The 24768-nt window shown below is 65.4% G+C and carries 25 protein-coding genes; 19 read left to right on the top strand and 6 right to left on the bottom strand.

The annotated features are described in order from the left end of the window. Positions 1 to 174: 174 nt before the first annotated feature. The 4 genes from smpB (at position 175) to ACQY4V_RS18010 (ending at position 3162) form a co-directional block, all read left to right on the top strand. Positions 175 to 651 (top strand): SsrA-binding protein SmpB, encoded by a 477-nt coding sequence (smpB, locus tag ACQY4V_RS18025; protein WP_057791393.1) that lies wholly within the window; start codon positions 175 to 177, stop codon positions 649 to 651. A gap of 97 nt (positions 652 to 748) precedes the next feature. Then, complete coding sequence (locus ACQY4V_RS18020) at positions 749 to 1039, top strand: hypothetical protein (protein WP_428514054.1); 291 nt, start codon at positions 749 to 751, stop codon at positions 1037 to 1039. A gap of 81 nt (positions 1040 to 1120) precedes the next feature. After that, a complete protein-coding gene (gene sseA, locus ACQY4V_RS18015) occupies positions 1121 to 1978 on the top strand; it encodes a 3-mercaptopyruvate sulfurtransferase (protein ID WP_428514052.1) in 858 nt (285 codons plus the stop codon). Further along, positions 1978 to 3162 carry an aromatic amino acid transaminase gene (locus tag ACQY4V_RS18010; RefSeq protein WP_428514050.1) on the top strand — a complete coding sequence of 395 codons (1185 nt, stop codon included), beginning with the start codon at positions 1978 to 1980 and terminating at the stop codon, positions 3160 to 3162. Before sseA ends, ACQY4V_RS18010 begins: the two co-directional genes overlap by 1 nt. 85 nt (positions 3163 to 3247) lie before the next feature. On the opposite strand, the gene ACQY4V_RS18005 is transcribed toward ACQY4V_RS18010, so the two are convergent. Together ACQY4V_RS18005 and ACQY4V_RS18000 are read right to left on the bottom strand one after the other, a co-directional pair. Beyond that, positions 3248 to 3865, bottom strand: a complete 618-nt coding sequence (locus ACQY4V_RS18005) for a TetR/AcrR family transcriptional regulator (RefSeq protein WP_152490765.1) — start codon at positions 3863 to 3865, stop codon at positions 3248 to 3250. Between the two features lie 126 nt (positions 3866 to 3991). Next, complete coding sequence (locus ACQY4V_RS18000) at positions 3992 to 4153, bottom strand: hypothetical protein (RefSeq protein ID WP_428514048.1); 162 nt, start codon at positions 4151 to 4153, stop codon at positions 3992 to 3994. 198 nt (positions 4154 to 4351) lie between these two features. Here ACQY4V_RS18000 and mbfA point away from each other — a divergent pair, with 198 nt between their 5' ends. The 8 genes from mbfA to ACQY4V_RS17960 all read left to right on the top strand — a co-directional run bounded on the left by mbfA (position 4352) and on the right by ACQY4V_RS17960 (position 12075). Then, positions 4352 to 5329 (top strand): iron exporter MbfA, encoded by a 978-nt coding sequence (mbfA, locus tag ACQY4V_RS17995; RefSeq protein ID WP_428514046.1) that lies wholly within the window; start codon positions 4352 to 4354, stop codon positions 5327 to 5329. 45 nt (positions 5330 to 5374) lie between these two features. Then, a complete protein-coding gene (locus ACQY4V_RS17990) occupies positions 5375 to 6310 on the top strand; it encodes an AEC family transporter (RefSeq protein ID WP_428514044.1) in 936 nt (311 codons plus the stop codon). Between the two features lie 169 nt (positions 6311 to 6479). Next, positions 6480 to 7313 carry an S-formylglutathione hydrolase gene (gene fghA / locus ACQY4V_RS17985; protein ID WP_222451627.1) on the top strand — a complete coding sequence of 278 codons (834 nt, stop codon included), beginning with the start codon at positions 6480 to 6482 and terminating at the stop codon, positions 7311 to 7313. A gap of 3 nt (positions 7314 to 7316) precedes the next feature. Beyond that, entirely contained in the window at positions 7317 to 8747 is a 1431-nt protein-coding gene (sthA, locus tag ACQY4V_RS17980) for a Si-specific NAD(P)(+) transhydrogenase (protein ID WP_428514042.1), read from the top strand. A gap of 4 nt (positions 8748 to 8751) precedes the next feature. Continuing rightward, a complete protein-coding gene (locus ACQY4V_RS17975) occupies positions 8752 to 9201 on the top strand; it encodes a YaiI/YqxD family protein (RefSeq protein WP_428514040.1) in 450 nt (149 codons plus the stop codon). Further along, positions 9198 to 10151 carry a DMT family transporter gene (locus ACQY4V_RS17970; RefSeq protein WP_428514038.1) on the top strand — a complete coding sequence of 318 codons (954 nt, stop codon included), beginning with the start codon at positions 9198 to 9200 and terminating at the stop codon, positions 10149 to 10151. Before ACQY4V_RS17975 ends, ACQY4V_RS17970 begins: the two co-directional genes overlap by 4 nt. A 71-nt stretch (positions 10152 to 10222) precedes the next feature. Further along, the gene (locus ACQY4V_RS17965; protein ID WP_428514036.1) at positions 10223 to 11140 is read left to right on the top strand and encodes an ornithine cyclodeaminase family protein; all 918 of its coding nucleotides are present in this window, start codon (positions 10223 to 10225) and stop codon (positions 11138 to 11140) included. Further along, positions 11122 to 12075, top strand: a complete 954-nt coding sequence (locus tag ACQY4V_RS17960) for an alpha/beta fold hydrolase (protein ID WP_428514034.1) — start codon at positions 11122 to 11124, stop codon at positions 12073 to 12075. Before ACQY4V_RS17965 ends, ACQY4V_RS17960 begins: the two co-directional genes overlap by 19 nt. On the opposite strand, the gene ACQY4V_RS17955 is transcribed toward ACQY4V_RS17960, so the two are convergent. Then, on the bottom strand, positions 12072 to 12680 hold the full coding sequence (locus ACQY4V_RS17955) for a hypothetical protein (RefSeq protein ID WP_428514032.1): 609 nt from the start codon (positions 12678 to 12680) through the stop codon (positions 12072 to 12074). The two genes, ACQY4V_RS17960 and ACQY4V_RS17955, sit on opposite strands and share 4 nt — an antisense overlap. Positions 12681 to 12691: 11 nt before the next feature. Next, entirely contained in the window at positions 12692 to 13933 is a 1242-nt protein-coding gene (locus tag ACQY4V_RS17950; RefSeq protein WP_428514030.1) for an MFS transporter, read from the bottom strand. A 135-nt stretch (positions 13934 to 14068) separates the two neighbouring features. On the opposite strand from ACQY4V_RS17950, the gene zapE reads away from it, so the two are divergent. Together zapE and ACQY4V_RS17940 are read left to right on the top strand one after the other, a co-directional pair. Beyond that, a complete protein-coding gene (gene zapE / locus ACQY4V_RS17945; RefSeq protein ID WP_428514028.1) occupies positions 14069 to 15130 on the top strand; it encodes a cell division protein ZapE in 1062 nt (353 codons plus the stop codon). Beyond that, complete coding sequence (locus ACQY4V_RS17940) at positions 15127 to 16773, top strand: choline dehydrogenase (protein WP_428514026.1); 1647 nt, start codon at positions 15127 to 15129, stop codon at positions 16771 to 16773. Before zapE ends, ACQY4V_RS17940 begins: the two co-directional genes overlap by 4 nt. On the opposite strand, the gene ACQY4V_RS17935 is transcribed toward ACQY4V_RS17940, so the two are convergent. Further along, positions 16770 to 17492 (bottom strand): type 1 glutamine amidotransferase, encoded by a 723-nt coding sequence (locus tag ACQY4V_RS17935; RefSeq protein ID WP_428514024.1) that lies wholly within the window; start codon positions 17490 to 17492, stop codon positions 16770 to 16772. The genes ACQY4V_RS17940 and ACQY4V_RS17935 overlap by 4 nt on opposite strands. 92 nt (positions 17493 to 17584) lie before the next feature. Next, on the bottom strand, positions 17585 to 18544 hold the full coding sequence (locus ACQY4V_RS17930) for a GlxA family transcriptional regulator (protein ID WP_428514022.1): 960 nt from the start codon (positions 18542 to 18544) through the stop codon (positions 17585 to 17587). A gap of 85 nt (positions 18545 to 18629) precedes the next feature. Between ACQY4V_RS17930 and ACQY4V_RS17925 the strand changes: the two genes are divergently transcribed. The 5 genes from ACQY4V_RS17925 to ACQY4V_RS17905 all read left to right on the top strand — a co-directional run bounded on the left by ACQY4V_RS17925 (position 18630) and on the right by ACQY4V_RS17905 (position 24743). Then, positions 18630 to 19880: a sarcosine oxidase subunit beta family protein gene (locus ACQY4V_RS17925; protein ID WP_428514020.1), complete on the top strand. Its 1251-nt coding sequence runs from the start codon at positions 18630 to 18632 to the stop codon at positions 19878 to 19880. Positions 19881 to 19893: 13 nt separating this feature from the next. Beyond that, positions 19894 to 20181 (top strand): sarcosine oxidase subunit delta, encoded by a 288-nt coding sequence (locus ACQY4V_RS17920; protein ID WP_428514018.1) that lies wholly within the window; start codon positions 19894 to 19896, stop codon positions 20179 to 20181. Then, a complete protein-coding gene (locus tag ACQY4V_RS17915; protein ID WP_428514016.1) occupies positions 20178 to 23126 on the top strand; it encodes a sarcosine oxidase subunit alpha family protein in 2949 nt (982 codons plus the stop codon). Before ACQY4V_RS17920 ends, ACQY4V_RS17915 begins: the two co-directional genes overlap by 4 nt. Beyond that, positions 23119 to 23685, top strand: coding sequence for a sarcosine oxidase subunit gamma (locus ACQY4V_RS17910; RefSeq protein WP_428514014.1), 567 nt, complete (start codon positions 23119 to 23121; stop codon positions 23683 to 23685). The genes ACQY4V_RS17915 and ACQY4V_RS17910 overlap by 8 nt, the downstream gene beginning before the upstream one ends. 62 nt (positions 23686 to 23747) lie before the next feature. After that, on the top strand, positions 23748 to 24743 hold the full coding sequence (locus tag ACQY4V_RS17905) for a helix-turn-helix domain-containing protein (protein WP_428514012.1): 996 nt from the start codon (positions 23748 to 23750) through the stop codon (positions 24741 to 24743). Positions 24744 to 24768: the final 25 nt, after the last annotated feature.

Raw genomic sequence — 24768 nt, 5'->3', positions numbered from 1 at the left:
GGCCCCCTGCAGGAAACCGCACCGTCGCGATACCACCCGGATACCGTCGCGATACCGACGTCCGGATTTGCCCTCCACGAACCCGTTAACCTCTCGATTCGCTTCAGGGGGTTGGAAGCCTTCGCCACAGGGGCTATCTTGCTCTCTTGCACCGCCCGGAAGGCAGAATTCGACATGGTCAAGCCCAAGATCAATCCGAACTACAAGGTCGTCGCCGAAAACCGCAAGGCGCGGCACGACTATGCCATCGAGGACGACCTCGAATGCGGCATGGTCCTTGCCGGGTCCGAGGTCAAATCCCTGCGCCAGAAGACTTCGAACATCGCCGAAAGCTATGCCGCGGTCGAGGATGGCGAACTGTGGCTGGTCAACAGCTACATCGCCCCCTACGAACAGGCCGTGCCTTTCGGCCACGAGGACCGGCGACGCCGCAAGCTCTTGGTTTCGCGCAAGGAAATGGCGCGACTGTGGAACGAGACGCAGCGCAAGGGCATGACCCTCGTGCCGCTGGTGATGTATTTCAACGACCGTGGCATCGCCAAGATCAAGATCGGCATCGCCAAGGGCAAGAAGAACACCGACAAGCGCCAGACCGAGGCCAAGCGCGACTGGAACCGCCAGAAGCAGCGGCTTTTGCGCCACGGTATGTAAACGCTTCGGATTCCACCCTCTGCGGGTGCCGCCCGTTTTGCTATCCTCCCCCCGTTCCCGGCGCGACGCGCGGGACTGCACGGGGGGACCGGGAAGCATGGACTTACTGATCAGCCTGATTGCCGGTGCCATCGGCGGCAACATCGCCGGCGGCCTTGCGCCCCGCCTCAACCTCGGACTTCTGATCAATTCCCTTGCCGGCAGTCTCGGTGGTCTTCTGGGCGGCCATGCCCTTGGTTTGCTGGGCATTGGCGGGCTTGCGCAGACAGCGCCCGACAGCGTGTCACTCGACCCCACGGCCCTGACCACGCAACTGGCCGCGGGCGGCCTGGGGGGCGGCGCGTGCCTGCTGGCCATGGGTCTTCTGCGCAATCTTCTGACCCGCTGACCCGCCGCGAAGCCTGCCCCCTCCGCTTGCACTGTCCGGCGTCCCGCGCTACGTCACTGTCAACGGTTTCAGGGGGCTGTCATGGCAAACGACGATCCGAAAACACTGGTATCCACCGATTGGCTGGCGGCGCATCTGGGCGACCCAGACCTGCGGATCCTCGATACCACCTATTTTCTGCCCGGCGTCGACCGGGATGCCAGGGCGGAATACGATCAGGCCCATATTCCGGGCGCCCGGTTCTTTGATATCGACGATATCTCGGACCATCGCTCGGACCTGCCGCACATGGCGCCCCCGGTGGAAAAGTTCATGTCCCGCATGCGCCAGATGGGCGTGGGCGACGGGCACCAGGTGGTGGTCTACGACACCCACGGTCTCTTTTCGGCGGCCCGCGTCTGGTGGCTCTTCCGCCTGATGGGCCAGACCGATGTGGCGGTGCTGGATGGCGGCCTGCCCAAGTGGCTGGCCGAGGGCCGCCCGACCGAGGACCTGCCCCCGATGATCCGCGACCGGCATATGACCGTCCGGCGCGAGGCGCACCGCGTCAAGGACGTCACGCAGGTCGCCGCCGCCTCCAAGCTGGGCGACTACACCATCCTCGACGCCCGTGCGCCCGGACGGTTTCGCGGCGACGAGCCCGAACCCCGCCAGGGCCTGCGGGCCGGGCACATCCCCAATTCCCGCAACGTCCCCTACAGCTCCCTGCTCAACGATGACGCCACGATGAAATCCCCCGACGAACTGCGCGCGATCTTCGACGCGGCCGGGGCGGACTTGTCGAAACCCGTCATCACAAGCTGCGGCTCGGGCGTGACCGCCGCGGTGATCAACCTTGCGCTGGAACGGATCGGCAAGACCGACCACGCGCTTTATGACGGATCATGGACCGAATGGGGCGCTTTCCCCACCGTCTCCGTCGCAACCGGAGAAGCCTGATGTTCGAACACCTCAAGGAACAACCCGCCGACAAGATCCTCGCGCTGATGCAGGCCTACAAGGACGATCCGCGCGATACCAAGATCGACCTCGGCGTCGGCGTCTACAAGGATGCCGAAGGCCGCACGCCGATCATGCGCGCCGTCAAGGCCGCCGAAAAGGAATGGTGGAACGAGGAAGAGACCAAGGCCTATGTCGGCCTCGCCGGCGACCCGGCCTTTTCCGACGCGATGATCAAGCTGATCCTGGACGATGCCGCCCCCCGCGATGCGGTGGCCGCTGTGGCGACACCCGGCGGCACCGGCGCGGTGCGGCAGGCCTTCGACCTGGTGAAGATGGCCAACCCCGGCGCGCGCGTCTTCGTGTCCGACCCGACCTGGCCCAACCACCTCAGCATTCTCAAGCACATGGGGATCGAACACGTCCCCTACCGCTATTTCGACAACGAGACCGGCGGCGTCGATTTCGACGGCATGATGCAGGATCTGGACGGCGTCAAAGCGGGCGACGTGATCCTCCTGCACGGCTGCTGCCACAACCCGACCGGCGCCAACCTGACGATGCAGCAATGGGGCGACGTCACAGACCTGGCCAACGCCAAGGGCGCCATCCCGATGATCGACATCGCCTACCAGGGCTTCGGCGACGGCCTGGATGCCGACGCGGCGGGCACCCGCCACGTCGTGGCCTCCTGCCCCGAGGTCCTGATCGCCGCGAGTTGCTCCAAGAATTTCGGCATCTACCGCGAACGCACCGGCCTGCTGATGGCCGTCTGCCAGGACAGCGCCCGCCGCCCCACGACCCAGGCGAACCTGGCCTATCTCAACCGTCAGAACTATTCCTTCCCGCCCGACCACGGCGCGCGCCTGGTGTCGCTGGTGCTGAACGACGACGCCCTGCGCGCCGACTGGCAGGCCGAACTGGAGGAAGTGCGCCGCGGCATGCTTGGCCTGCGCGAGCAACTCGCCCAGGAACTGCGCAAGCTCTCGGGCTCGGACCGTTTCGGCTTCATCGCCCAGCACCGCGGCATGTTCTCGCGCCTCGGGCTGGACGCCGACAAGGTCGAGGCGCTGCGCAAGGACCACGCGATCTACATGGTGGGCGACAGCCGCATCAACATCGCGGGCCTGAATGCCAGGACGGTCCCGCTGCTGGCGCAGGCGATCATCGACGTGGGCGCCTGAACGCGCCGTTAACCTTTGATGAAGTCGCGGGTGTGATCGTCGGGCGGTGATGCCAAGAGCCGCCGCCCGATCCCGTGCACCGACCTCAGGCGCCGTACCGCGCCATGAAGGTCTCGACCGCGCCGCTGGCGATGCGTTCGATCGCGCTCTCGGACGTGTCGCACTCCACCCCGCACAGGCACCGCACGAACAGATCGCACTTGCACAATTCGCCGAATTGCTTGGTGGCCAGGTCCATGTCGTCGATCTTCAGCTCGCCGCGCTCCACGTAAGGTGTCAGCAGCCGCCCCATGCGTTCGCTGAACAAGCCCGGCCCGGACGCATAGAACCTCTGGCCCAACTCGGGAAACCGATAGGACTCGGCGACGCAGATCCGGAACATCTGCTGTCCGAAATCCGACAGGAAAAACCGCACGGCGCGGCTCGCCGCCTCGTGCAGAACCTCATGCGCCGGGGCCTCGGTGTCGATCTGCTCCAGCGCGCTTTCGGCCTGCCGGTTGCACTCCACGCGGGCGACTTCGGAAAACAGCAGGCGCTTGTCGGGAAAATAGCTGTAAAGGGTGGCCTTCGACACGCTCGCCGCCTTGGCGATGTCGTCAACGCTGGCCCCTTCGAACCCGTCCCGCATGAAAATCTGCCGTGCGCCCTCAAGCACCTGGTCGAACTTGCGACCCTTCTTGATTTCGGCGTCCATGGCCGTCATGCGTCTCCTCCTGCCTGTTCCTGTCAGCTTACAGGTCGCGGGCGGCGAACTGCAAGCATGTCTGCGGACGGGCCGTTTCGGGGGAGGGGAGGAAGGAACACCCGCCCGCAGACCTGGCGCACACGTCTATTGCGCGTCAACGCCACCGGCCCCTTGCGTGACAGGTTCGGGCGCGGGTGCAGGGAAGGTCAGAACCGGCGTCAGGCTCGACATGTCGACACTGAACGCCATGGCGGGCGCGGCGAAGGCCGAGGCGGCAATCGTCACTGTCAAAAGAATATGTTTCATTTCGCGTTCCTTTATCTGAACCATTCAGTTCATATCAGCCAATCTAAACAGATCGGTTCATTTTGCAATGGCGAAAATGAACTGTTTGGTTTAGTTTCTTGCATACCTGCTATTCGCTGGTGACTGGACAGCCCCGCACTTGACCTGATGCGCCGCCGTAGTAAATTAGAACCATTCTAAACTATTGGAGGCCACTCGATGATCCCCGGTGTCTCGTCCCGCCGACGTTTCTCGGACCTTTCCGAACAGGAAGTGCTCGCGCTCGCCATCTCATCCGAGGAGGACGACGCCCGCATCTACCGCAGCTATGCCGAGATGCTCCGCGCGGACTATCCCGATACCGCCAGGATCTTCGACGGCATGGCCACCGAGGAGGACGAGCACCGCCGCCGCCTGATCGCCCTGCACCAGGACCGTTTCGGCGACGTTATACCGCTCATCCGGCGCGAGCATGTGGCCGGCTACTACGCCCGCCGCCCGGTCTGGCTGATCGAGAACCTCGGCATCGAGCGTATCCGCGCCGAGGCCGAGGCGATGGAACGCGACGCAGAGCGCTTCTATCTCAAGGCCGCGCAAAGCACGCAGGACGCCACGACCCGCGCGCTTCTGGGCGATCTGGCCGCCGCCGAGGCCGGGCACCAGGACCGCGCCGGCGCGCTTGAAGAACAACACCTCGACGCCGATGCCCGCGACGCCGAAGAGCGCACCGCCAAGCGTCAGTTCCTTCTGACCTGGGTGCAGCCTGGCTTGGCCGGGCTCATGGACGGATCGGTCTCGACCCTCGCCCCGATCTTCGCCACCGCCTTCGCCACGCAGGACACCTGGACAACCTTCCTCGTCGGTCTCGCCGCCTCAGTCGGCGCCGGCATTTCAATGGGCTTTACCGAGGCCGCCAGCGACGACGGCGAACTCTCCGGTCGCGGCAGTCCCGTCAAGCGCGGATTCGCCTCGGGCATCATGACCACCGTCGGCGGCCTCGGGCACGCCCTGCCTTATCTCATCCCCGATTTCTGGACCGCGACGATCATCGCCATCATCGTCGTCTTCGTCGAGCTTTGGGCCATCGCCTGGATCCAGAACCGCTACATGGAAACGCCGTTCTTTCGCGCCGCCTTCCAGGTGGTGCTCGGCGGGGCGCTGGTCTTCGCCGCCGGGGTGCTGATCGGCAGCGGCTGACGTCATCGCGATTGACGCCCCCCGCCAGCATGCTACGACCGCTTAATGCTGGACATCTTCTTGCAAACCCTGCCCTTCTTCCTGCTGATCGGCCTTGGCTACTGGGCAGGGCGCACCGGGTTTTTCAGCGAAGAGGCCACCGCCTACCTCACCAAGTTCGTGTTCTACTTCGCCCTGTCTGCCATGCTGTTCCGGTTCTCCGCGAACCTGACGATGAGCGAGATCTTCGACTGGCGTTTCGTCATGGCCTATCTCTGGGGCACGGCCTTCGTTTACGGGCTGGTCACGCTGGTCGCCTTCTTCCGCAAACTCAAGGCCGAGGAAGCCGCGTTCGAGGCGCAATGCGGCGTGATCGGCAACGTGGGTTTTCTGGGCGTTCCGATGCTGACGCTGCTGCTGGGGGAGGATGCGATCGGCCCCGTGATGCTGGTACTCGCGGTCGACCTCATCGTCTTCGGCTCGCTGATCGTGATCATCGTCACCGGCACACGCGACGGGCGCATGAGCCTCGGCGTCTTTCGCACCGTGGGCATCGGCCTCGTGAAGAACCCGATGATCGTCTCGATCACGCTCGGGCTTGCCTGGTCCGCCTTCAACCTGCCCATTCACCCGGTCATGAACGATTTCCTGTCCCTGCTGGGCGGCGCGGCGACACCCGGCGCGCTCTTCGCCATCGGTGCCTCGTTGGCCACCAAGTCCGCCGAACGGCCCTTCGTCGCCGGCTGGCTCAGCTTCAACAAGCTGATCCTGCACCCGCTCTTCGTGGCCTTTTCCGCGCTCTACCTTTTCCCCCTCGATCCCTACCCCGCCGCCGTAATGATCACGGCAGCCGCCCTGCCCGTCGCGGGCAATGTCTATATCCTTGCCGAACATTACCGCATTGCACCCCAACGGGTCTCGGCCTCGATCCTGATCTCGACGGCCATCGCGGTCATCACGGTGTCAGTCGTCATCGGCTGGGTCAGCCGCCTTTATCAATAGACCGCTGCGCCACCCGCCGATTTTTGCAATTCTGAAACCTGTGCGCGCTAGGCCTATGCCGACCAATTTCACGGTTGGCCGCAGGGCTGAGCGTGATACGGTCCGCGCGACCGCCGCCGGATGGCGGCATTCGGTGTCTCACCGCTAATAGGACGGAAGGAAGATCGTGATGGAAACCGTTTCGGAAAATGCCTGCTTCGGCGGCACGCAAGGTGTCTACACCCACAAATCCAAGGCCTGCGACTGCGACATGACCTTTGGCCTGTTCCTGCCGGAAGAGGCGAAATGGGGCGCGGTACCCGTGCTGTGGTACCTCTCTGGCCTGACCTGCACGCACGAGAACGCCATGACAAAGGCCGGCGCGCAGCAATGGGCGGCGGAACAGGGCATTGCGCTCGTGTTCCCCGATACTTCGCCGCGGGGCGAGGGCGTGGCCAATGACGACGCCTTCGACCTGGGCCAAGGCGCGGGCTTCTACGTCAACGCCACCCAGGACCCCTGGGCGCCGCATTTCCGCATGTGGGACTACGTGACCGAGGAATTGCCGGTCCTGATCGCCTCTAACTTCGCCATCGACAGCGCGCGCCAGGCCATCACCGGCCATTCCATGGGCGGGCATGGCGCGCTGACCATCGCGATGAACATCCCCGACCGCTTTGCCTCGGTCTCGGCCTTCTCGCCCATCGTGAACCCCACCCAAAGCAGCTGGGGCCGCAAGCAGTTCGGCGCCTATCTCGGCTCGGACGAAAGCCTCTGGGCCAAGCATGACGCTACACTGCTGATGAACGAAAAGGGCTTCGATGGTCCGATCTTGTGCGATACCGGAACCTCGGACCAGTTTCTGGACCTGCTGATGCCCGAAAGCTTTGCCAAGGCTTGCGCCACCCGCCGCCAGCAATCCATCCTGCGGATGCAGCCCGGTTACGACCACAGCTACTTCTTCGTGTCCTCCTTCATGGAGGATCACATCGCCTTCCACGCCGAAGCGCTCTACGCAGGGTAAGACATGAGCCACTACGACCTCATCATCATCGGCTCCGGCCCCGCCGGACGCTCTGCCGCGATCCAGGCCGGCAAGCTGAAACGCCGGGTGCTGGTCGTGGACCGCAAGGAGCGACTGGGCGGGGTGTCGGTGCACACCGGCACCATCCCGTCCAAGACCCTGCGGGAAACCGTGCTCAACCTCTCGGGCTATCGCGAGCGCAGCTTTTACGGACGCTCCTACCGCGTGAAAGAGGATATCGGCGCGCAGGACCTCAAGATGCGCCTGCACAAGACGCTGGATTACGAGGTCGACGTGCTGGAGCACCAGTTCAACCGCAACCACGTCGATACCCTCCACGGGCTGGCCAGCTTCACTGGGCCCAACGCCATCGATGTGGCAACCGAGGCAGGCGAGACGGTGGCGCTGACCGCCGACCGCTTCCTGATCTCGACGGGGACCAAGACCTATCGCCCCGATTACGTGCCCTTCAACGGCAAGACGGTCGTGGACAGTGACGAGTTTCTCGAACTGGGCCAGATCCCGCGCAGCCTTGTCGTGGTGGGCGCGGGCGTGATCGGCGTCGAATACGCCACCATGTTCTCGGCCCTCGACGTGCGCGTCACCCTGATCGAGCCGCGCGACAGCTTCCTCGATTTCATCGACAAGACCCTGATCGACGACTTCACCCACCAGATCCGCGAGAACGGCGTCGACCTGCGCCTCGGCTCGGCCATCGAGACGATCGAGGACGCGGGCGAGCATATCGAGACGACGCTGGCCAACGGGCGGCACGTCCGATCCGAAATGCTGCTCTTCGCCGCCGGGCGCATGGGCGCCACCGACCGCCTGGGCCTCGACAAGGCCGGGCTGAAGACCGACCACCGCGGTCGGTTGGAAGTAGACCGCAAGACCTACCAGACCCACGTGCCGCATATCTACGCCGCCGGGGATGTGATCGGGCACCCCTCGCTGGCCTCGACCTCCTTGCAGCAGGGCCGCATCGCCGCCTGCCACGCACTTGACACGCCCACCCTGCCCGAAAGTCCTTGGTTTCCCTACGGGATCTACTCCGTGCCCGAGATTTCCACCTGCGGCATGTCCGAGGAAGAAATGCAGGAACGCGGCATCGCTTACGAGGTCGGCATCGCCCGCTTCCGCGAAACATCCCGCGGCAACATCATGGGGCTGGAACACGGGATGCTGAAAATGCTCGTGTCGCTGAAAACCCGCCGTGTGCTGGGCGTCCAGATCGTCGGCGAAGGCGCGACAGAGCTCATCCACATTGCGCAGGCGGTGCTGAACCTCAAGGGCACGGTGGATTACTTCGTGCAGAATACGTTCAACTATCCCACACTGGCCGAGGCCTACAAGATCGCCGGTCTCGATGCGTTCAACCGGATGCCTATTCCCGAGGAATACAAGGTCGCGCGCGCCGCCCGGGCGGCGGAATAGGCCCATGTCCCTCTACGTCGATGCCGATGCCTGTCCGGTCAAGGACGAGGTCGAGCGGGTGGGCACCCGTCACAAGCAGAAGATCTTCATCGTCTCCAACGGCGGCCTGCGCCCCTCGCGCAATCCGCTGGTGGAAACCATCATCGTGCCCGACGGCCCCGACGTGGCCGACATGTGGATCGCCGAGCGTGCCGGGCCGGGCGACGTGGTGATCACCGGCGACATCCCCCTTGCCGCCAAATGTGTCGAGGCCGGCGCGCTGGTGCTCAAACACAACGGCGAGGCGCTGACGCAAGCCAATATCGGCAACGCGCTGGCCACCCGCGACCTGATGAGCGACCTGCGCGCCGCCGATCCGTTCCGGCAGGGCGGCGGCAAGGGGTTTACCAAGGCCGACCGATCGCGCTTTCTCGACGCGCTGGAACGCATGGTGCGCAAGGCGGCGCAGGCATGAGCGTGTCGCGCACGAACCTTGCCGGGGCGGGCTGTGCCCTGCTGGCTGTCATGTGCTTTTCGCTGAACGACGTGGGCATCAAGTTCCTGTCGGATGACTACGCCCTGCACCAGATCGTCTTCTTCCGGTCGGCCATCGCGCTGCTCACCTTTTCAATCGTGTTCCTGCCCATCTACGGTCTGCGGGTGCTGCGCACGCGGCGGCCCGGCGCCCACCTTCTGCGCGGGGTCTGCGTGGTCGGGGCCAACTCCTGCCTCTTTCTCGGGCTGGCGGCGATGCCCATCGCCGACGCGGTCGCGGTGTTCTTCATCTCGCCGCTGGTCATCACCGTCTTCTCGGTGATCTTCTTGCGCGAGACCGTGGGCGCCCGCCGCTGGACCGCCATCGCCGTCGGCTTCGTGGGCGTCCTGGTGATCGTCAAACCCGGCACCTCGGCCTTTCAGGTTGCCGCCCTCCTGCCCATGGCCGCGGCCGTGCTCTATGCCGTGATCCACATGGTCGCGCGCAAGGTCGGCGGCACGGAATCGGCAGCGACCATGGCGGTCTATATCCAGATCACCTTCATCATCGCCTGCAGCATCATCGGCCTCTCTATCGGCGACGGCAAGTTCGCCCAGCAGGATCACGCCTCGCTGGCCTTCCTGTTCCGCGCCTGGGGGCCTATCGCGACGCATGACTGGTGGATCCTGATCATGCTGGGCGTCAGCGGCGTGATGGGCGGTTTCTTCATCAGCCAGGCCTACCGTATTTCCGAGGCCGCCTTCGCCGCACCGTTCGAGTATGTCGCCATGCCCATGGCCATCATGTGGGGCGTGACCGTCTTCGGCACATGGCCCGACCGCACCGCGTGGATCGGCATCGCCTTGATCCTCGGCTCGGGCCTCTACCTGATCTGGCGCGAATCCCGGAAGGACCAGATCGTCGCGAGTGACGAGCCCAGCCACCTGTGACCCCTGCAGGGTTTGACGCGCCCCGCGCCAGCACGCATACCTTGCGATACCAACAGCAAGGAGCGCCCCCAATGAGCATTTCCATCATCCCCTTCGACGAAGGCGAGGCGCTGCTCGACTGGCTGGCGCTCTGCGAGACCTTCGAGGCGGGCCATGAACGCCCCAAGGCCGAGATCGGAGATACCTTCCTCTACCGCGATCCCGACACGCTGCTCAGCCGGTCGGCCTGGATCGACGGCATGGGGCTGGCGGTCAAATCCGCCACGATCTTCCCCGGCAACCCCGACAAGGGCGACCCGATGATCAACGGCTCGGTCAGCGTCTTTTCCGACGCGAACGGCAGCCTGGAGGCCGTCATCGACTTCCACCTCGTGACCAAGTGGAAAACCGCCGGCGACAGCCTCTTTGCCGCCCGACGCCTGGCCCGGCCCGACAGCCGCAACATTCTGATCGTCGGCGCGGGCACCGTGGGCCGGTCGCTCTTCCAGGCCTACAGCGCGGGCTTTCCTGACGCGCAGTTCACCGTCTGGAACCGCACCCGCGCCAATGCCGAGGCGATGGTCGAGGATTGCCCCGGCCTGACCGTAGCCGATGATTTGGAAACCGCCGTGCGTGCCGCCGATATCGTGACCTCGGCCACCATGTCGACCGACCCGGTGCTGAAGGGCGACTGGTTCCAGCCCGGCCAGCATATCGACCTCATCGGCGCCTACCGCCCCGACATGCGAGAGGCTGATGACACGGCCCTGCAACGCGCCCGCGTCTTCGTCGACAGCTACGACACGACCGTGGGCCATATCGGCGAGATCAAGATCCCGCTCGAGGCCGGCACGATCACGCGCGATGACCTTGTGGCCGACTACTACGAGCCGGAAAATTTCAGCCGGCGCAGCGACCAGGAGATCACTCTTTTCAAAAACGGCGGCGGCGCGCATCTGGACCTCATGACCAGCCGTTACATCCTTGACGCTTGGAAAGCGGCCAAGTGATCGGCTGGGCGTTCCTGTCCGCCGGAACGGCCCTTGTCGCCGCCCCCTTCATTGCCGAGGCGTTCCGTCCCCGTGTGACGGACAAACAGCGGGCCGCGGCCGCGGGGCAAGTGGCGGATCTGCCAAACGGCCCGACTTGGTTCCAGTGGCGCGGACCCGAGGATGGCCCTGTGGCTGTCTGCGTGCACGGGCTGACCACGCCCAGCTTCGTCTGGGGTCCGCTGGCCGACCACCTCGCCGGGATGGGCTTTCGCGTCCTGACCTATGACCTTTATGGCCGCGGCCTGTCGGCCTGTCCGAAGGGCGAACAGGACAGCGCGTTTTTCAACGCCCAGCTTGCCGCGCTGCTAGATCACCAGGGCATCGGGTGCGGCTTCACACTGCTCGGCTATTCCATGGGCGGGGCCATCGCCACCGGGTTCGCCGCCGCACATCCCACGCGGGTGCAGCAGCTTTGCCTGATCGCTCCGGCCGGGCTTGGGCATGATCTCGGGCCGGTCGCAGGGATGGCCATCAACCACCCCAATATCGGCAAGTGGATGATGCGGGCCTTCTACCCTCGCAGCCTGCGACGCTCTCTTGAATCCGAACGCGGCCTGCCGTCGGGCATTCCGAACATGGTCGACTTGCAAATGGCCGAAAGCCGGAAACACGGGTTCGCGCCCGCCGTGCTGTCCTCGCTCAGGGGCATCATGGACGAAGACCTCGCCCCTGCTCACCGCGCCATCCACAACGCCGGGATACCGACCTTGGCAATCTGGGGCGAAACCGACGAGGTGATCCCCCTTGCGGGCCACGACCGGCTGACAGAACTGAACCCCGAAGCGCGCAACGTGGTCATCCCGGGCGCCGGGCACACGCTGGCCTACACCCATGTGACCGAGGTCACCCGGGCCCTGGACACGCTTCACGTCGCGCAGGACGCGGCCCCCTAATCCAGTTGGGCACGCGCGGCGTCGCAGGCGCTGCCATCAGGGTCGATATCGCAGGCGCGCTGCCATGCCTCCTGCGCCTTAGCGTTGTCACCCGCCTGCGCCCTTTCCGCGCCCAGCATGTAACAGCCCCAGGGCGCCCGCGCCGTGCAGGCCGTCTCATAAGTGCGCACCTGACACGCCGGCGCTGCGGCAGCGGCCGGCTGCGATCCGGCGATCCAACTGCCCCGCGCGGCACTCGCGCCGGCGTTCGTGCACGCATTCGCGTCTCCCGCCGCGCATGCCGCCATGAAGAAGGGATATTTCACCGTGGCCTGGCCCTCGACGTCCAACTCGATTTCCACCGCCCGCGCCAGCCCGAAACAGGCCCGCGCCTGCCCCGCCCGGCACAGCGCCAGGCACCATCCCGGCCTTTGGGTACAGTCCCGCGACCCGCCCGGCTCCCGGCCCAGGTCGCGAAAGACATCCGCCGGACACATCTCGCGAAAGGCCGAGAACGTCGGATCCTCCTGCCCCGCGCGCAACGCTTGTCTATAGCGTTCGGGCGTGGTGGCGATCCACTGCTTCACCTCATCCGCCGCCGCCGGGCCTGCGGTCAGCCCAAGCACCGCGACAAGCGTCAGGCCAAGGCACTGCGCGGCAGCACCCGCTCTTTTACCGGAAGATGCACGATTGCCGAAAATGCGCCCACTCCCACGCCGATCCACCAGACCATCGAGTAGTTCCCGTAGATATCATACAACTGCCCTCCCAGCCAAACACCCAGGAAACTGCCCAGCTGGTGGCTGAAGAACACGATGCCGTAAAGCGTGCCCATGTAACGCAGCCCGTAGATATGCGCGATCAGCCCGCTGGTCAGCGGCACGGTGGCCAGCCAGAGTGACCCCATCGCCGCCGAGAACAAGAGCACGCTGGTCGGCGTGATCGGAAACATGATGAAGGCCGCCGCGACGAGCGTCCGCCCGGTGTATATTCCGGCCAGCAACAGCTTCTTGGAATGGCGTTTGCCCAGCCACCCCGCCGTCAGCGTGCCCGCGATATTGGCCAGCCCGATCAGCGCGATGGCCACCGCCCCCAGCGCCGAGGTCGTGGTCACCCCCATGTTGTGCAACACGCTGCCCGCCGCGATCGGCCCGCAATACTCCGTCACGAAGGCCGGGAAATGCGCGGTGATGAACCCCAGCTGATAGCCGCAGGAAAAGAACCCCAGGAAGATCAGCGTGTAACTCGGGTCCCGGAACGCCTTGACCAGGATCTGGCCCATCGTCTCTTCCAGCTCCGTCGTGCTGACAGGCTCCGGCGCCCGCATCAGCGGCAGGCAGGCCAGCACGGCAAGGATCGCCACCGCGAAGATCAGGAAGACCGACTGCCAGCCCATCATCGACAGCAGGTACTCCGCAACCGGCGGGCCGAACACCTGCCCCGCCGATCCGGCCGCCGTCGCGATGGCAAGGCTCATGGAGCGGTTCTCGTCGCTGCTCGCGCGGCCCACCACGGCCAGGATCACGCCGAACCCGGTGCCCGCGATACCGAAGCCCACCAGCACCTCGTAAAGCTGGTGCGCCAGCGGCGTCGTTGCAAAGGACGACAGGACCAGCCCGGCGGCATACATCAACGCACCGAGGATGATGGCCTTGCGGTCGCCCACCTTTTCCGCAATCGCGCCGAATATCGGCTGGCCGATCCCCCAGGCCAGGTTCTGAACCGCGATGGCAAGGCTGAACTCCACCCGCAGCCAGTTGAACTCCTCGGCAATCGGGATCTGGAAAACCCCGAACGCCGCCCGGATCGAGAAGGACACCAGCATTATCAGGCAGCCCGCCACCAGGACAGGCGTGAAAATCGACGCGGATTTCTGCATTGGGCCCTCCGAACAATGCGGCGACATTACCCGCCCGTTGCCGGGCGTCAATTCAGCGATTGTGATGCACACAATTCCGTTCCGCGATCGGCTTCCTGCTTTCCACGCCGCTCCGGCTTCGGTATCCACGAGGGCATGGAAACGGTTCCCGACAGATACGAACGGCTGATCGACGAGGGCGTCCTGAAACGCGACGAGGCCCAGGTCGCCGTGGTCGAGGAGCTGGAGCGTCTGCGCGTCGATCTGGCACAACCCCAGAAAAAGGGCTTCTTCCGCAAGCAGGTCGAAGCGCCCAAGGGCCTTTACATCTGGGGCGGCGTCGGGCGCGGCAAGTCGATGCTGATGGACATGTTCGTGGAAACCCTGTCGGTGCCCAAGCGCCGCGTGCATTTCCATGCCTTCATGCAAGAGGTCCATGCCGGGATGCACAAGGCGCGCGCCGCCGGCAAGGAAGACGCGCTTGCCCCCGTCGCCAAGGCGGTGGCCGAGTCCGTCCGCTGTCTTGCCTTCGACGAGATGCAGATCACCGACATCACCGATGCCATGATCGTCGGCCGCCTCTTCGAGTCGCTGTTCGAGTCGGGGGTCACCGTGGTGACAACCTCGAACCGCGTGCCTGACGACTTGTACAAGGACGGTCTCAACCGGCAGCTTTTCCTGCCTTTCATCGAGCGTCTGAAAGAGCGGATGGTCATCCACGAGATGGTCAGCCCCACCGACCACCGGCAAGGTCGGCTGGCGGGCAGCCCAACCTATTTCACGCCCGTCAACCCCGAGGCGCGGGCGAAAATCAACGAGGTCTGGAAGGACCTGACCGATGGCAAGGGTGAGCCGCTGACACTGGTCGTCAACAAGCGCGAGGTCGAGATCCCGGCCTTTCACAACGGCGTCGCGCGGGCCACCTTCTATGACCTTTGCGGTCGGCCTCTCGGCCCCGCCGACTATCTCGCACTGGCCCAGGCCGCCCGGGTGCTGGTGCTGGAGAACATCCCCCAGCTCAGCCGCTCCAACTTCAACGAGGCCAAGCGTTTCGTCACCCTGATCGACGCCCTCTACGAGGCGAAGGTCAAGCTGATCTGCTCTGCCGCCGCCGCGCCGGAATATCTGTATGTCGAGGGCGAAGGCAGCTTCGAATTCGAACGCACCGCCAGCCGCCTGCGCGAGATGCAGTCCGAAGGGTGGGGCAAGGACGCATGAGCCAACCGGCGCGCGAGTACGACTACATCATCGTCGGCGCGGGCTCGGCCGGCTGCACGCTCGCCAACAAGCTGGGCCAGGACACATCCAAGTCCATTCTCGTCCTCGAAGCAGGGCCGATGGACCGCGATCTTTTCATCCACATCCCGGCAGGGGTCTACCGCACGTGGTGCGATCCCAAGCTGAACTGGAACTACGAGACCGCGCCCGAGCCCGCCGCGCAGGACCGCGAGATCTTCATGCCGCGCGGCAAGGTCGTCGGCGGGTCCTCCTCGATCAACTCGATGGTCTACATGCGGGGCCATCCGCTGGATTATGACGGCTGGGCCGACGAGTTCGGCCTGTCCGACTGGCGCTACGAGAATTGCCTGCCCTATTTCCGGGCCGGGGAAACCTATTCGCGTGGCGGCGATGCCTATCGTGGCGACGCGGGCCCCCTCGGCGTCACCCGTGGCGACTATTACAACCCGCTCTACGATACCTTCCTCGAGGCCGGCGCGCAGGCAGGCCAGGGCCGCTCCGACGACCTCAACGGCCACACCCCCGAGGGCGTCGCGCGGTTCGATGCCACCAAGCGCCATGGGCTGCGGTGCAGCGCGGCGGTTGCGCATCTGCGCCCAGCTCTCCAACGCGGCAACGTCACCCTCCTGACCGGCGCGGCGGTCCAGCGGATCGAACTCAGCGGCAACCGCGCCACAGGCGTGCGCGTCCTCTATCGCGGCCAGGCACGGACCTTTCACGCCGCGGGCGAAGTGATCCTCTCGGGCGGCGCCATCAACTCGCCGCAGCTCTTGATGCTGTCAGGCATCGGCCCCGCCGCCCACCTGTCGGAGACGGGCATCGACGTGGCCAACGACCTGCCCGGCGTGGGGGCCAACCTGCAGGATCATGCCAGCGTCATCGTGCAATGCAAAAGCCGCGTCAGCTTTCCCATCCACCGCGTCGACCGGCCCTGGAACAAGTTTCGCGCCGGGGCGCAATGGGTGTTTGCCCGCAACGGCGTCGCCGCCTCGAACATATGGGAGGCCGGCGGTCTGATCCGGGGCAACGCCGACGTCGCCTATCCCAACCTGCAATATCATTTCGGCCCCGTCGGCTTCGAATACAACGGGCCGAAGATTACCCTGCTGCAAGCCTTCGCCTGCCATGTCGACCAGCTGCGCCCCCGCAGCCGGGGCACGCTGCGCCTCGCCTCGACAGACCCGTCAGACCATCCGAACCTGCAGTTTAACTACCTGTCCGATCCCCATGATCTCGACGAGCTGGTCGAAGGCATCCACCGCGTTCGCGACCTGATCGGCCAGAGCGCCTTCGACCCGTTCCGCGATGTCGAGATCGACCCCGGCCCGGACGTGAAAACCGACGCCCAGATCCGCGACTGGATCCGCGCCAATGTCACCACCGATTTTCACCCTTGCGGCACCTGCCGGATGGGCCACGACGCCGACGCCGTGGTCGACGACCGCTTTCGCGTGCACGGGGTCGAGGGCCTGCGCGTGGTCGACGCCTCGGTCATGCCCCGCGTGATCAGCGCCAACCTGAACGCCCCCACCCAAATGATCGCGGCGCGGGCGGCGGATTACATCGCCGGGAAAGCCCAGCTTGCGCCCGAAACCCCGCCCTTCGCCTTTCAGACGTCCTAGGTCCGTGCGGTCGCCTGAAGCCAGTTGATATAGATGCGCTCGGCCATGTCGTTGAACATGTCCATGCGTTTGGCGCACTCGGCCTGGAATCCGGGCAGCGATCCTGGGCCCAGCGCCTTTTCCAGCGCATCGGCATATTCCGGGATGTCCCCCCAGACCTCGACCGTGTCCTGCTCGATCTCGATGTGGAACTGCATCGAATAGGCCCGCGTCCCCCATTTCATCGCCTGCACCGGGCAGGCGGGCGAAGTGGCCAGCACCTGCGCACCTTCGGGCAAGGCCGTCACCTCGGCCGAGTGCCACTGCAAAGCCTGAAAGACCTCCGGTAGCCCGTCAAACAGAACGCCACTCGCGCCCGCCTCGGTCAATTGCACGTCCAGCACGCCGATTTCGGGCGTCTTCGACGGCCCCACCGCACCGCCAAGCGCATCGGCCAGCAACTGGTGCCCCAGGCACAGGCCGAGATACGGCACACCCTGCCCCTCGACCGCCTCGCGGATGAACGCCTTCTCATCCTTCAGCCAAGGGTGTTCATCTTCCTGCCAGGTGTCCATCGGACCGCCCAGCACCCACAGCGCATCGTAGCCGTCCATGCTGTCGGGCAGTGCCTCGCCTTCGTCCAGTTCGATCGCATCCCAGCTGTGCCCGTCCTCCTTCAGGAACTTGCGAAACACCGCCGGATGCTCGACGCGCTCATGTTGCAGGACCAGAATATGCATGGGGACCCTCACCTTTGCTTTGCCCGCACCGTAACGCGGCACGTGGGCAAGACAAGCCATACTGCGCAAACCGGACGCCGCCTGACGCAAACCTACCGATAGGCGGAAGGCGGCTGCCCGAACCGCGCACTGTAGGCGCGCGAAAAATGCGCCGAACTGGCAAAGCCCGTCGCCAGCGCGATCTCGGTCAGGCTGAGTGGCGAGTTTCGCAAGAGGCTCTGCGCCTTCTCCAGCCGCAATTCGCGGTAATACCGCATCACCGACCGCCCCAGCTTGTCGTGAAACAGCCGGTTCAGCTGCCGGGGCGACAGGCCCGCCACCTGCGCCAGCCGCGACAGTTCCAGCGGATCGGCCACGTTCGCCTCCATCGCCTCCACCGCGTCCAGCACCGCCGGGACCGTCGTGCCCACACGCTCGACCAACCCCGCCCGCTGCGGCCCGGCCGAGGGGCGAATCTCGGTATGCATGAACCAGTCGCTGACCAGCCGCGCGAAATGCGCGCCATGGTGCTGCGTGATCAGCGCATGCATCAGGTCCATCGGCGCGGTGCCGCCCGCACAGGTCACCCGGTCCCGGTCGATCACGTAAAGCGAGCGTTCCAGCACCAGGCTGGGCGAGATTTCCGCCAGCGCCGCGGCATGTTCCCAGTGCACCGTCATGCGCCGCCCGTTCATCAGCCCTGCGCGCGCCAGGATGATCGGCCCGCCCGAGACACCGCCCAGCGGCACCCCGGCCCGGGCCAGCCGCGCCAGCCAGTTCAGCACATTGCGATCATCGTAAAGCGTCGGGTCCCCACCCGCGATGACGAACAGGTAATCGAACGCGTCCGTCTCGCCCACCTCGACAAGCGGCGCGACCATGCCCGCCCCGGAACTCTGGATCGGCTGCATGTCCGAACCGACGGTCATGACCTCGTACAGCTCTTGCCGCGCCAGCAGGTTCGCCGCTCGCATCGGTTCGGTCAGCGCCGCGAAAGACATCATCGCGAAGCCGGGGATCGGCAAGATCCCGACGCGCCGCGAGATGGCCGGATTTGAACCAATATTGTCCATAATAGAAAATTATCCGTCCGTTATGGAAAAGTCCATTCGTCAGGATTGCCGCAAACTGGGTCCCAGCAATCGTGGGAATCATCTTATGCGCTACAGTGGGTTCAAGGTCCTCTGGGAAGGCCTGACCGGCAACAAGGGTTGGACACGCGCCTGGCGCGAGCCCGAGCCCAAGGCGGAATACGACATCGTCATCATCGGCGGCGGCGGGCATGGCCTCTCGACGGCCTATTACCTCGCCAAGGAATTCGGCCTGACCAACGTCGCCGTCCTGGAAAAGGGCTGGCTCGGCTCGGGCAATATCGGGCGCAACACCACGATCATCCGCTCCAACTACCTGCTGCCCGGCAACGAGCCGTTCTACGAATTCTCGATGAAGCTGTGGGAAAACCTCGAGCAGGACACGAACTACAACTCGATGGTCTCGCAGCGCTCGATCCTCAACCTCATCCACACCGACGGCCAGCGCGACGCCTTCGTGCGGCGCGCGAACGCGATGTTCCTTGCCGGCGCCGATGCCGAACTGGTCGATGCCGCGCAGCTGAAAAAGGAACTGCCGTTCCTCGACTATGAAAACGCCCGCTTCCCCATCAAGGGGGGGCTGTTCCAACGCCGCGGCGGCACCGCCCGGCACGACGCCGTCGCCTGGGGCTATGCCCGCGGCGCCGACAGCCGCGGTGTCGACATCATCCAGAATTGCGAGGTCACGGGCTTTCAGATCGAGAATGGCCGCTGCCTCGGGGTCGAGACCTCGCGCGGCCCGATCCGCGCCAAAAAAGTGGCGATGTGCGTCGCCGGGTCCTCCGGCCGCGTCGCCGCGATGGCCGGCATGCGCCTGCCAATTGAAAGCCACGTGCTGCAGGCGTTCGTGTCCGAGGGCCTGAAGCCGACGATTCCCGGCGTGATCACCTTCGGCGCCGGCCATTTCTACGTCAGCCAGTCCGACAAGGGCGGGCTGGTCTTCGGGGGCGACATCGACGGCTACAACACCTACGCCCAACGCGGCAACCTTCCGGTGGTCGAGGACGTCTGCGAAGGCGGCATGGCGATCATGCCAATGATCGGCCGCGCCCGCCTGCTGCGGTCCTGGGGCGGGGTCATGGACATGTCGATGGACGGCTCGCCCTTCATCGACAGGACCCATATCGACGGGCTCTATTTCAACGGCGGGTGGTGCTATGGCGGGTTCAAGGCCACGCCCGCCTCGGGCTTCTGCTATGCCCACCTGCTTGCCAGGGACGAGCCGCACCCCACCGCCACGCAAATGCGGCTGGATAGGTTCATGACCGGCAACCTGATCGACGAAAAAGGCATGGGCAACCAGCCCAACCTGCACTGAGGGGCATACAGACATGATCATCGACCATCCCCTTCTGGGCCCGCGCGACGCTGCCGAGTTCGTCTATCTCGGCGATGCCACCCTCATCGACCGGCCCGACTGGCAGGCCGACGACGCGATGGAGAAATTCCACAGCTATGGCTACCTGCGCGACAACCCGGCAGGCCAGCACCAGGAGCTTTGGTATCACGAACAGGGCGACCGCTCTTGGCTGGTGGTCACGCGCAACACCCTCACGCACGAGATCACGGCAGTCGAACTGGCCCGCGACGTGGCACGCAAACGGGGGCGCGGCAAATGAGCCAGAAGAACCGCATCAAGGGCGGCCTGATCGACCGCTCGAAAGAGATCAAGTTCCGCTTCAATAACAAGTGGTTCCGGGGCCACCCCGGCGACACGCTGGCCTCGGCGCTTCTGGCCAACGGTCAGCTTCTGGTGGGCCGGTCCTTCAAGTATCACCGCCCGCGCGGCGTGTTCACCGACGGCTCCGAGGAACCCAACGCGCTGGTCCACCTGCGCGAGGGCGCCTACCAGGAGCCGAACACACGCGCCACGATGGTCGAGCTCTTCGATGGCCTCAACGCCACCTCGCAGAACCATCGCGGCTCGCTGGACTACGACCTCCTGGCGGTCAACGACTTCTTCTCGCCCTTCCTGTCGGCGGGGTTCTACTACAAGACCTTCATGTGGCCCAAGGCGTTCTGGGAAAAGCTCTACGAGCCGATCATCCGCGCCGCCGCCGGCCTTGGCCGCCTGTCGATGAAGGACGACCCCGACACCTATGACAAGGGCTTCCTGCATTGCGACCTGCTGGTCATCGGCGCAGGCCCGTCCGGACTGATGGCCGCGCTGACAGCCGCGCGCGCCGGTGCCCGTGTGATCCTCGCGGATGAGGATTTCCGCCCCGGCGGCCGCCTCAACGCCGAGACACTGGAACTGGGCGGGATGTCCGGCACCGACTGGGCCGCAGAGACCGCCGCCGAGCTGGCGTCGATGGACAACGTCCGTCTCATGCACCGCACCACGGTCTACGGCGCTTACGATCACGGCATCTACGGCGCGCTCGAACGCTGCACCGATCACCTCGCCGAAGGCGGCGGCAAGCCGCGCCAGGTCCTATGGCGCATCTATTCCAGGCGCGCCGTTCTGGCCGCTGGCGCCACCGAGCGCCCCATCGCCTTCGGCAACAATGACCGCCCCGGCATCATGCTGGCCAGCGCCGTGCGCAGCTATGCCAACCGCTATGCCGCCACCCCGGGCAAGCACGTCGCCGTATTCACCAACAACGACGACGGCTGGCGCACCGCCGCAGATCTCCTGGCCAAGGGCGTCGAGGTTCCGGTCGTGGTCGACAGCCGTGACAAACCGGCCCCCATCGACCTGCCAGGCGTCCGGCATGTCGCGGGCGCGGCGGTTATGAACACCATCGGGCGCAAGGGCGTAAAGTCGATCACCCTGACCAATGGCAAGGTCATTCCTGTCGACGCGCTGGCTGTGTCCGGCGGCTGGAACCCCAACGTGCACCTCACCTGCCACCAGCGCGGCCGCCCTACATGGCGCGACGACCTCTGCGCCTTCGTGCCGGATGGCGACCTGCCCGTCGGCATGGCCGTCGCCGGGGCCGCGAACGGGTCCATGACCCTCGCCGCCGCCTTGGCCGAAGGCCAGGCGCAGGCCACCGCCCAGCTCGACGCGCTCGGGATCAAGGCCAAGACCGCCGACCTGCCGCATGCCGAGGATGAGCCGCGCGAGGCCGCCGCCTTCTGGCACGTCAGGCAAAGCAAGCACCGCGCCTGGGTCGACCTGCAGAACGATGTCACCGTCAAGGACATCAAGCTCGCCAACACCGAGGGTTTCCGCTCGGTCGAACTGCTCAAGCGCTACACGACGATGGGCATGGCCACCGATCAGGGCAAGACCTCGAACATCGCCGGCCTCGCGATCCTGGCCGAGGAACGCGGCAAGACCATCCCCGAGGTCGGCACCACCATCTTCCGCCCGCCCTACACCCCCGTGCCTATCGGCGCGTTGGCCGGACGCGCGCGCGGCAAGGATTTCCGCCCCTACCGCCTGACCCCCAGCCACAAATGGGCCGAGGAGAACGGCGCCAGCTTCGTCACCGTGGGCAACTGGCTGCGGGCCGAATGGTACACGCGTCCGGGCGAGAAGGGCTGGCGCGATTCCGTCGACCGCGAGGCGCTGACGACCCGCACGAGCGTCGGCATCTGCGACGTCACCACGTTGGGCAAGATCGACATCCAGGGCAAGGATGCCGGTGCCTTCCTCGACAAGGTCTACGCCAACACCTTCTCGACCCTCAAGGTCGGCCGGGTCCGCTACGGCCTGATGCTGCGCGAGGACGGGATCTGCTACGACGATGGCACGACCGCGCGGCTGGGTGAAGACCATTACGTGATGACCACCACCACCGCCAACGCTGTCACTGTCTTCCGCCGTCTGGAGTTCGCGCGCCAGTGCCTCTGGCCCGACATGGACGTGCACTTGATCTCCACCACCGACGGCTGGGCGCAGTTCGCCGTCGCCGGACCCAAGTCCCGCGACCTTCTGCGCAAGGTGATCGACGCCGACCACGACATCTCGAACGAGGCGTTCCCCTTCATGGCCTGCGGTCACGTCACCGTCTGCGGCGGCACGCCCGCGCGGCTCTTCCGGATCTCGTTCTCGGGCGAGATGGCGTATGAAATCGCCGTGCCCGCCCGGTACGGGAACTCCATGATGGCGGTGCTGAACGAGGCCGGCAAGGAATTCGATGCAGCACCCTATGGAACCGAGGCGCTCGGCGTCATGCGGATCGAGAAAGGCCACTGCACCGGCAATGAACTCAATGGCCAGACCACCGCCCACAATATCGGGCTGGGCAAGATGGTCAGCCAGAAGAAGGAATGCATCGGCCAGGTTCTGGCGCAACGCCCCGAACTGACCCGCGAAGACGCCGTGCGGCTGGTCGGCTTCCGCCCCGTCGACCGCGACAAGAAACTGATCGCCGGCTCGCATTTTCTCAATAAACATGCCCCTTCCGACATGGAGCATGACCAGGGCTGGATGACCTCGGTCGCCTATTCGCCCAACCTCGGCCACCATATCGGCCTGGGCTTCATCAAGAGCGGGCACGAGCGCATGGGCGAGATCGTCCGCGCGGTCAGTCCCGTGCACGGCACCGAAATGGAGGTCGAAATCGTTTCGGCCCATTTCGTCGACCCGGAAGGAGAGCGTCTGCGTGGCTGATTTCACCCTCACCTCGGAACCGCCCCTCAAGGGCTTCGACCACAGCTTCGGCGACACGCGGCTTCACGCGCCCGCCGACCTGGCGATCGTGTCCATCGCCCTGCCCCTCGGGGCCGAGGACGCGGCGCTGAAAGCGATCAAATCCGCCTTCGACGCCGACCTGCCCGCGCCGGGCCACTCTGTCATGGGCAAGGACGACACCCGCCTCGTGCGCCTCGGCCCCGATCAGGCCTTCGCGATCTTCACCCGCGCGACGCCCGACGCCGAACCGCATGTGCAAAGCCTGCTCAAGGGCGCGGCCTACACCACCGACCAGACCGATGTCTGGTCCGGCCTCGTTCTCGAGGGCCCGCTGGCCCGCACCGCGCTGGAACGCATCTGCCCGATCGACCTGCACCCCGATGCCTTTGCCGAAGGCGCCGCCGCGCGCACGGTCATGGAGCACCTGGGCGTGCTGATCCTCCGCACCGGCCCCACCGCCTATCTCCTCCTCTCCGCATCCTCCTCTGCAGGCTCCTTCCTGCACGCGGTAGAGACCTCGCTCCTCAACGTAACCTAAAGGCAAGATCACCAAGCACGGAATTCAGGGATCCGTTCGCAACAGGGAAAGTCAGACAAGACATGTACCTTTCAAACCTCGATCCCCTCGGCACCCCCGATCCGCGCCCGCTGCGCGACCAGCGCAGCTTGTCGGACACCTTCGTCTTCGTTGTGCAGGAGGCCTCCAGCGCCTTCGTCGCCGAAACCTGCATCCACGTCCTGCGCCGCGCCAACCGGATTCTCGGCCAGGACATCTACAGCTGGTCACTGATCGACGCGACCCGGCGGGCCTGCCGCGACACGACCCTCTGCGCGCCGCACCAGGTGCTCGTCCTGGTCGGCGGAACCGATCAGCCCTGGCGCCCCGCCAAGTCCGACCTGTCGCCGCTGCGGGCGGCCATCCGCAACGCGGCGCGAGTCTGCGTCGTCGGCGGCGCCGTCTTCGTGCCGCTGGCCGCCGGGGTCCTGGGGGCCAAGCGCGTTTCGGTGCATTCCGCCTTTCGCGCCGGCGTTCAGGAAAGCTGCGCCAATGTCGAGATGCATGACGACACCACCTGCCACCACAAGGCGCTCAGCAGCGCCACGGGGCCTGCCGCCGCCATGCGGATGATGGTCGAGTTGATCGGCGCCCGCGAGGGCAAGTTCACCGAAGTGGCACTGGCCTGCGACCTGGGCCTGCAAGAGACCGGCACCCAGCCCGCCGCCGGGTCTGGCGAGCGCTGGCGGATGCAGCGTCTGGCGCAGGGCTGCGACGTGATATCGGATGCGCTTCAGATCATGGAAGACCATATCGAAGACACGCTAAGCGTTGCGCAAATAGCTGAAATAATTGGTATTTCCGCACGAAAACTGGAACGCGGCTTTGCCGAGAAACTTGGCCGTTCGCCCTTGAAGGTGTACCGCGACCTGCGGCTTGACCGGGCCAACGACCTGATGATGCAGACCGCCTTGCCGCTGGGCGAAGTCGCCCTTGCCTGCGGATTTTCCAACGTCACGCTGATGAAGCGCTGGTTTCAGCGCAAGTACGGCCAGGCGCCCTGCGACGTGCGGCGCCAGGCGTTCAGCGGAATTCACTGAAACGGCAAAAGCCCCGGCGCACGAC

The organism is Roseovarius sp., from assembly GCF_965277045.1.
GTDB lineage: Bacteria > Pseudomonadota > Alphaproteobacteria > Rhodobacterales > Rhodobacteraceae > Roseovarius.
Note: the sequence above shows the minus strand (reverse complement) of the source record. Positions and strands in the feature narration are given on the sequence as shown.

Excerpts from the sequence above, each read along its gene's own strand:
- smpB (WP_057791393.1), top strand. The coding sequence starts at position 175 with ATGGTCAAGCCCAAGATCAATCCGAACTACAAGGTCGTCGCCGAAAAC.
- ACQY4V_RS18020 (WP_428514054.1), top strand. The coding sequence starts at position 749 with ATGGACTTACTGATCAGCCTGATTGCCGGTGCCATCGGCGGCAACATC.
- sseA (WP_428514052.1), top strand. The coding sequence starts at position 1,121 with ATGGCAAACGACGATCCGAAAACACTGGTATCCACCGATTGGCTGGCG.
- ACQY4V_RS18010 (WP_428514050.1), top strand. The coding sequence starts at position 1,978 with ATGTTCGAACACCTCAAGGAACAACCCGCCGACAAGATCCTCGCGCTG.
- ACQY4V_RS18005 (WP_152490765.1), bottom strand. The coding sequence starts at position 3,865 with ATGACGGCCATGGACGCCGAAATCAAGAAGGGTCGCAAGTTCGACCAG.
- ACQY4V_RS18000 (WP_428514048.1), bottom strand. The coding sequence starts at position 4,153 with ATGAAACATATTCTTTTGACAGTGACGATTGCCGCCTCGGCCTTCGCC.
- mbfA (WP_428514046.1), top strand. The coding sequence starts at position 4,352 with ATGATCCCCGGTGTCTCGTCCCGCCGACGTTTCTCGGACCTTTCCGAA.
- ACQY4V_RS17990 (WP_428514044.1), top strand. The coding sequence starts at position 5,375 with ATGCTGGACATCTTCTTGCAAACCCTGCCCTTCTTCCTGCTGATCGGC.
- fghA (WP_222451627.1), top strand. The coding sequence starts at position 6,480 with ATGGAAACCGTTTCGGAAAATGCCTGCTTCGGCGGCACGCAAGGTGTC.
- sthA (WP_428514042.1), top strand. The coding sequence starts at position 7,317 with ATGAGCCACTACGACCTCATCATCATCGGCTCCGGCCCCGCCGGACGC.
- ACQY4V_RS17975 (WP_428514040.1), top strand. The coding sequence starts at position 8,752 with ATGTCCCTCTACGTCGATGCCGATGCCTGTCCGGTCAAGGACGAGGTC.
- ACQY4V_RS17970 (WP_428514038.1), top strand. The coding sequence starts at position 9,198 with ATGAGCGTGTCGCGCACGAACCTTGCCGGGGCGGGCTGTGCCCTGCTG.
- ACQY4V_RS17965 (WP_428514036.1), top strand. The coding sequence starts at position 10,223 with ATGAGCATTTCCATCATCCCCTTCGACGAAGGCGAGGCGCTGCTCGAC.
- ACQY4V_RS17950 (WP_428514030.1), bottom strand. The coding sequence starts at position 13,933 with ATGCAGAAATCCGCGTCGATTTTCACGCCTGTCCTGGTGGCGGGCTGC.
- zapE (WP_428514028.1), top strand. The coding sequence starts at position 14,069 with ATGGAAACGGTTCCCGACAGATACGAACGGCTGATCGACGAGGGCGTC.
- ACQY4V_RS17940 (WP_428514026.1), top strand. The coding sequence starts at position 15,127 with ATGAGCCAACCGGCGCGCGAGTACGACTACATCATCGTCGGCGCGGGC.
- ACQY4V_RS17935 (WP_428514024.1), bottom strand. The coding sequence starts at position 17,492 with ATGCATATTCTGGTCCTGCAACATGAGCGCGTCGAGCATCCGGCGGTG.
- ACQY4V_RS17930 (WP_428514022.1), bottom strand. The coding sequence starts at position 18,544 with ATGGACAATATTGGTTCAAATCCGGCCATCTCGCGGCGCGTCGGGATC.
- ACQY4V_RS17925 (WP_428514020.1), top strand. The coding sequence starts at position 18,630 with ATGCGCTACAGTGGGTTCAAGGTCCTCTGGGAAGGCCTGACCGGCAAC.
- ACQY4V_RS17920 (WP_428514018.1), top strand. The coding sequence starts at position 19,894 with ATGATCATCGACCATCCCCTTCTGGGCCCGCGCGACGCTGCCGAGTTC.
- ACQY4V_RS17915 (WP_428514016.1), top strand. The coding sequence starts at position 20,178 with ATGAGCCAGAAGAACCGCATCAAGGGCGGCCTGATCGACCGCTCGAAA.
- ACQY4V_RS17905 (WP_428514012.1), top strand. The coding sequence starts at position 23,748 with ATGTACCTTTCAAACCTCGATCCCCTCGGCACCCCCGATCCGCGCCCG.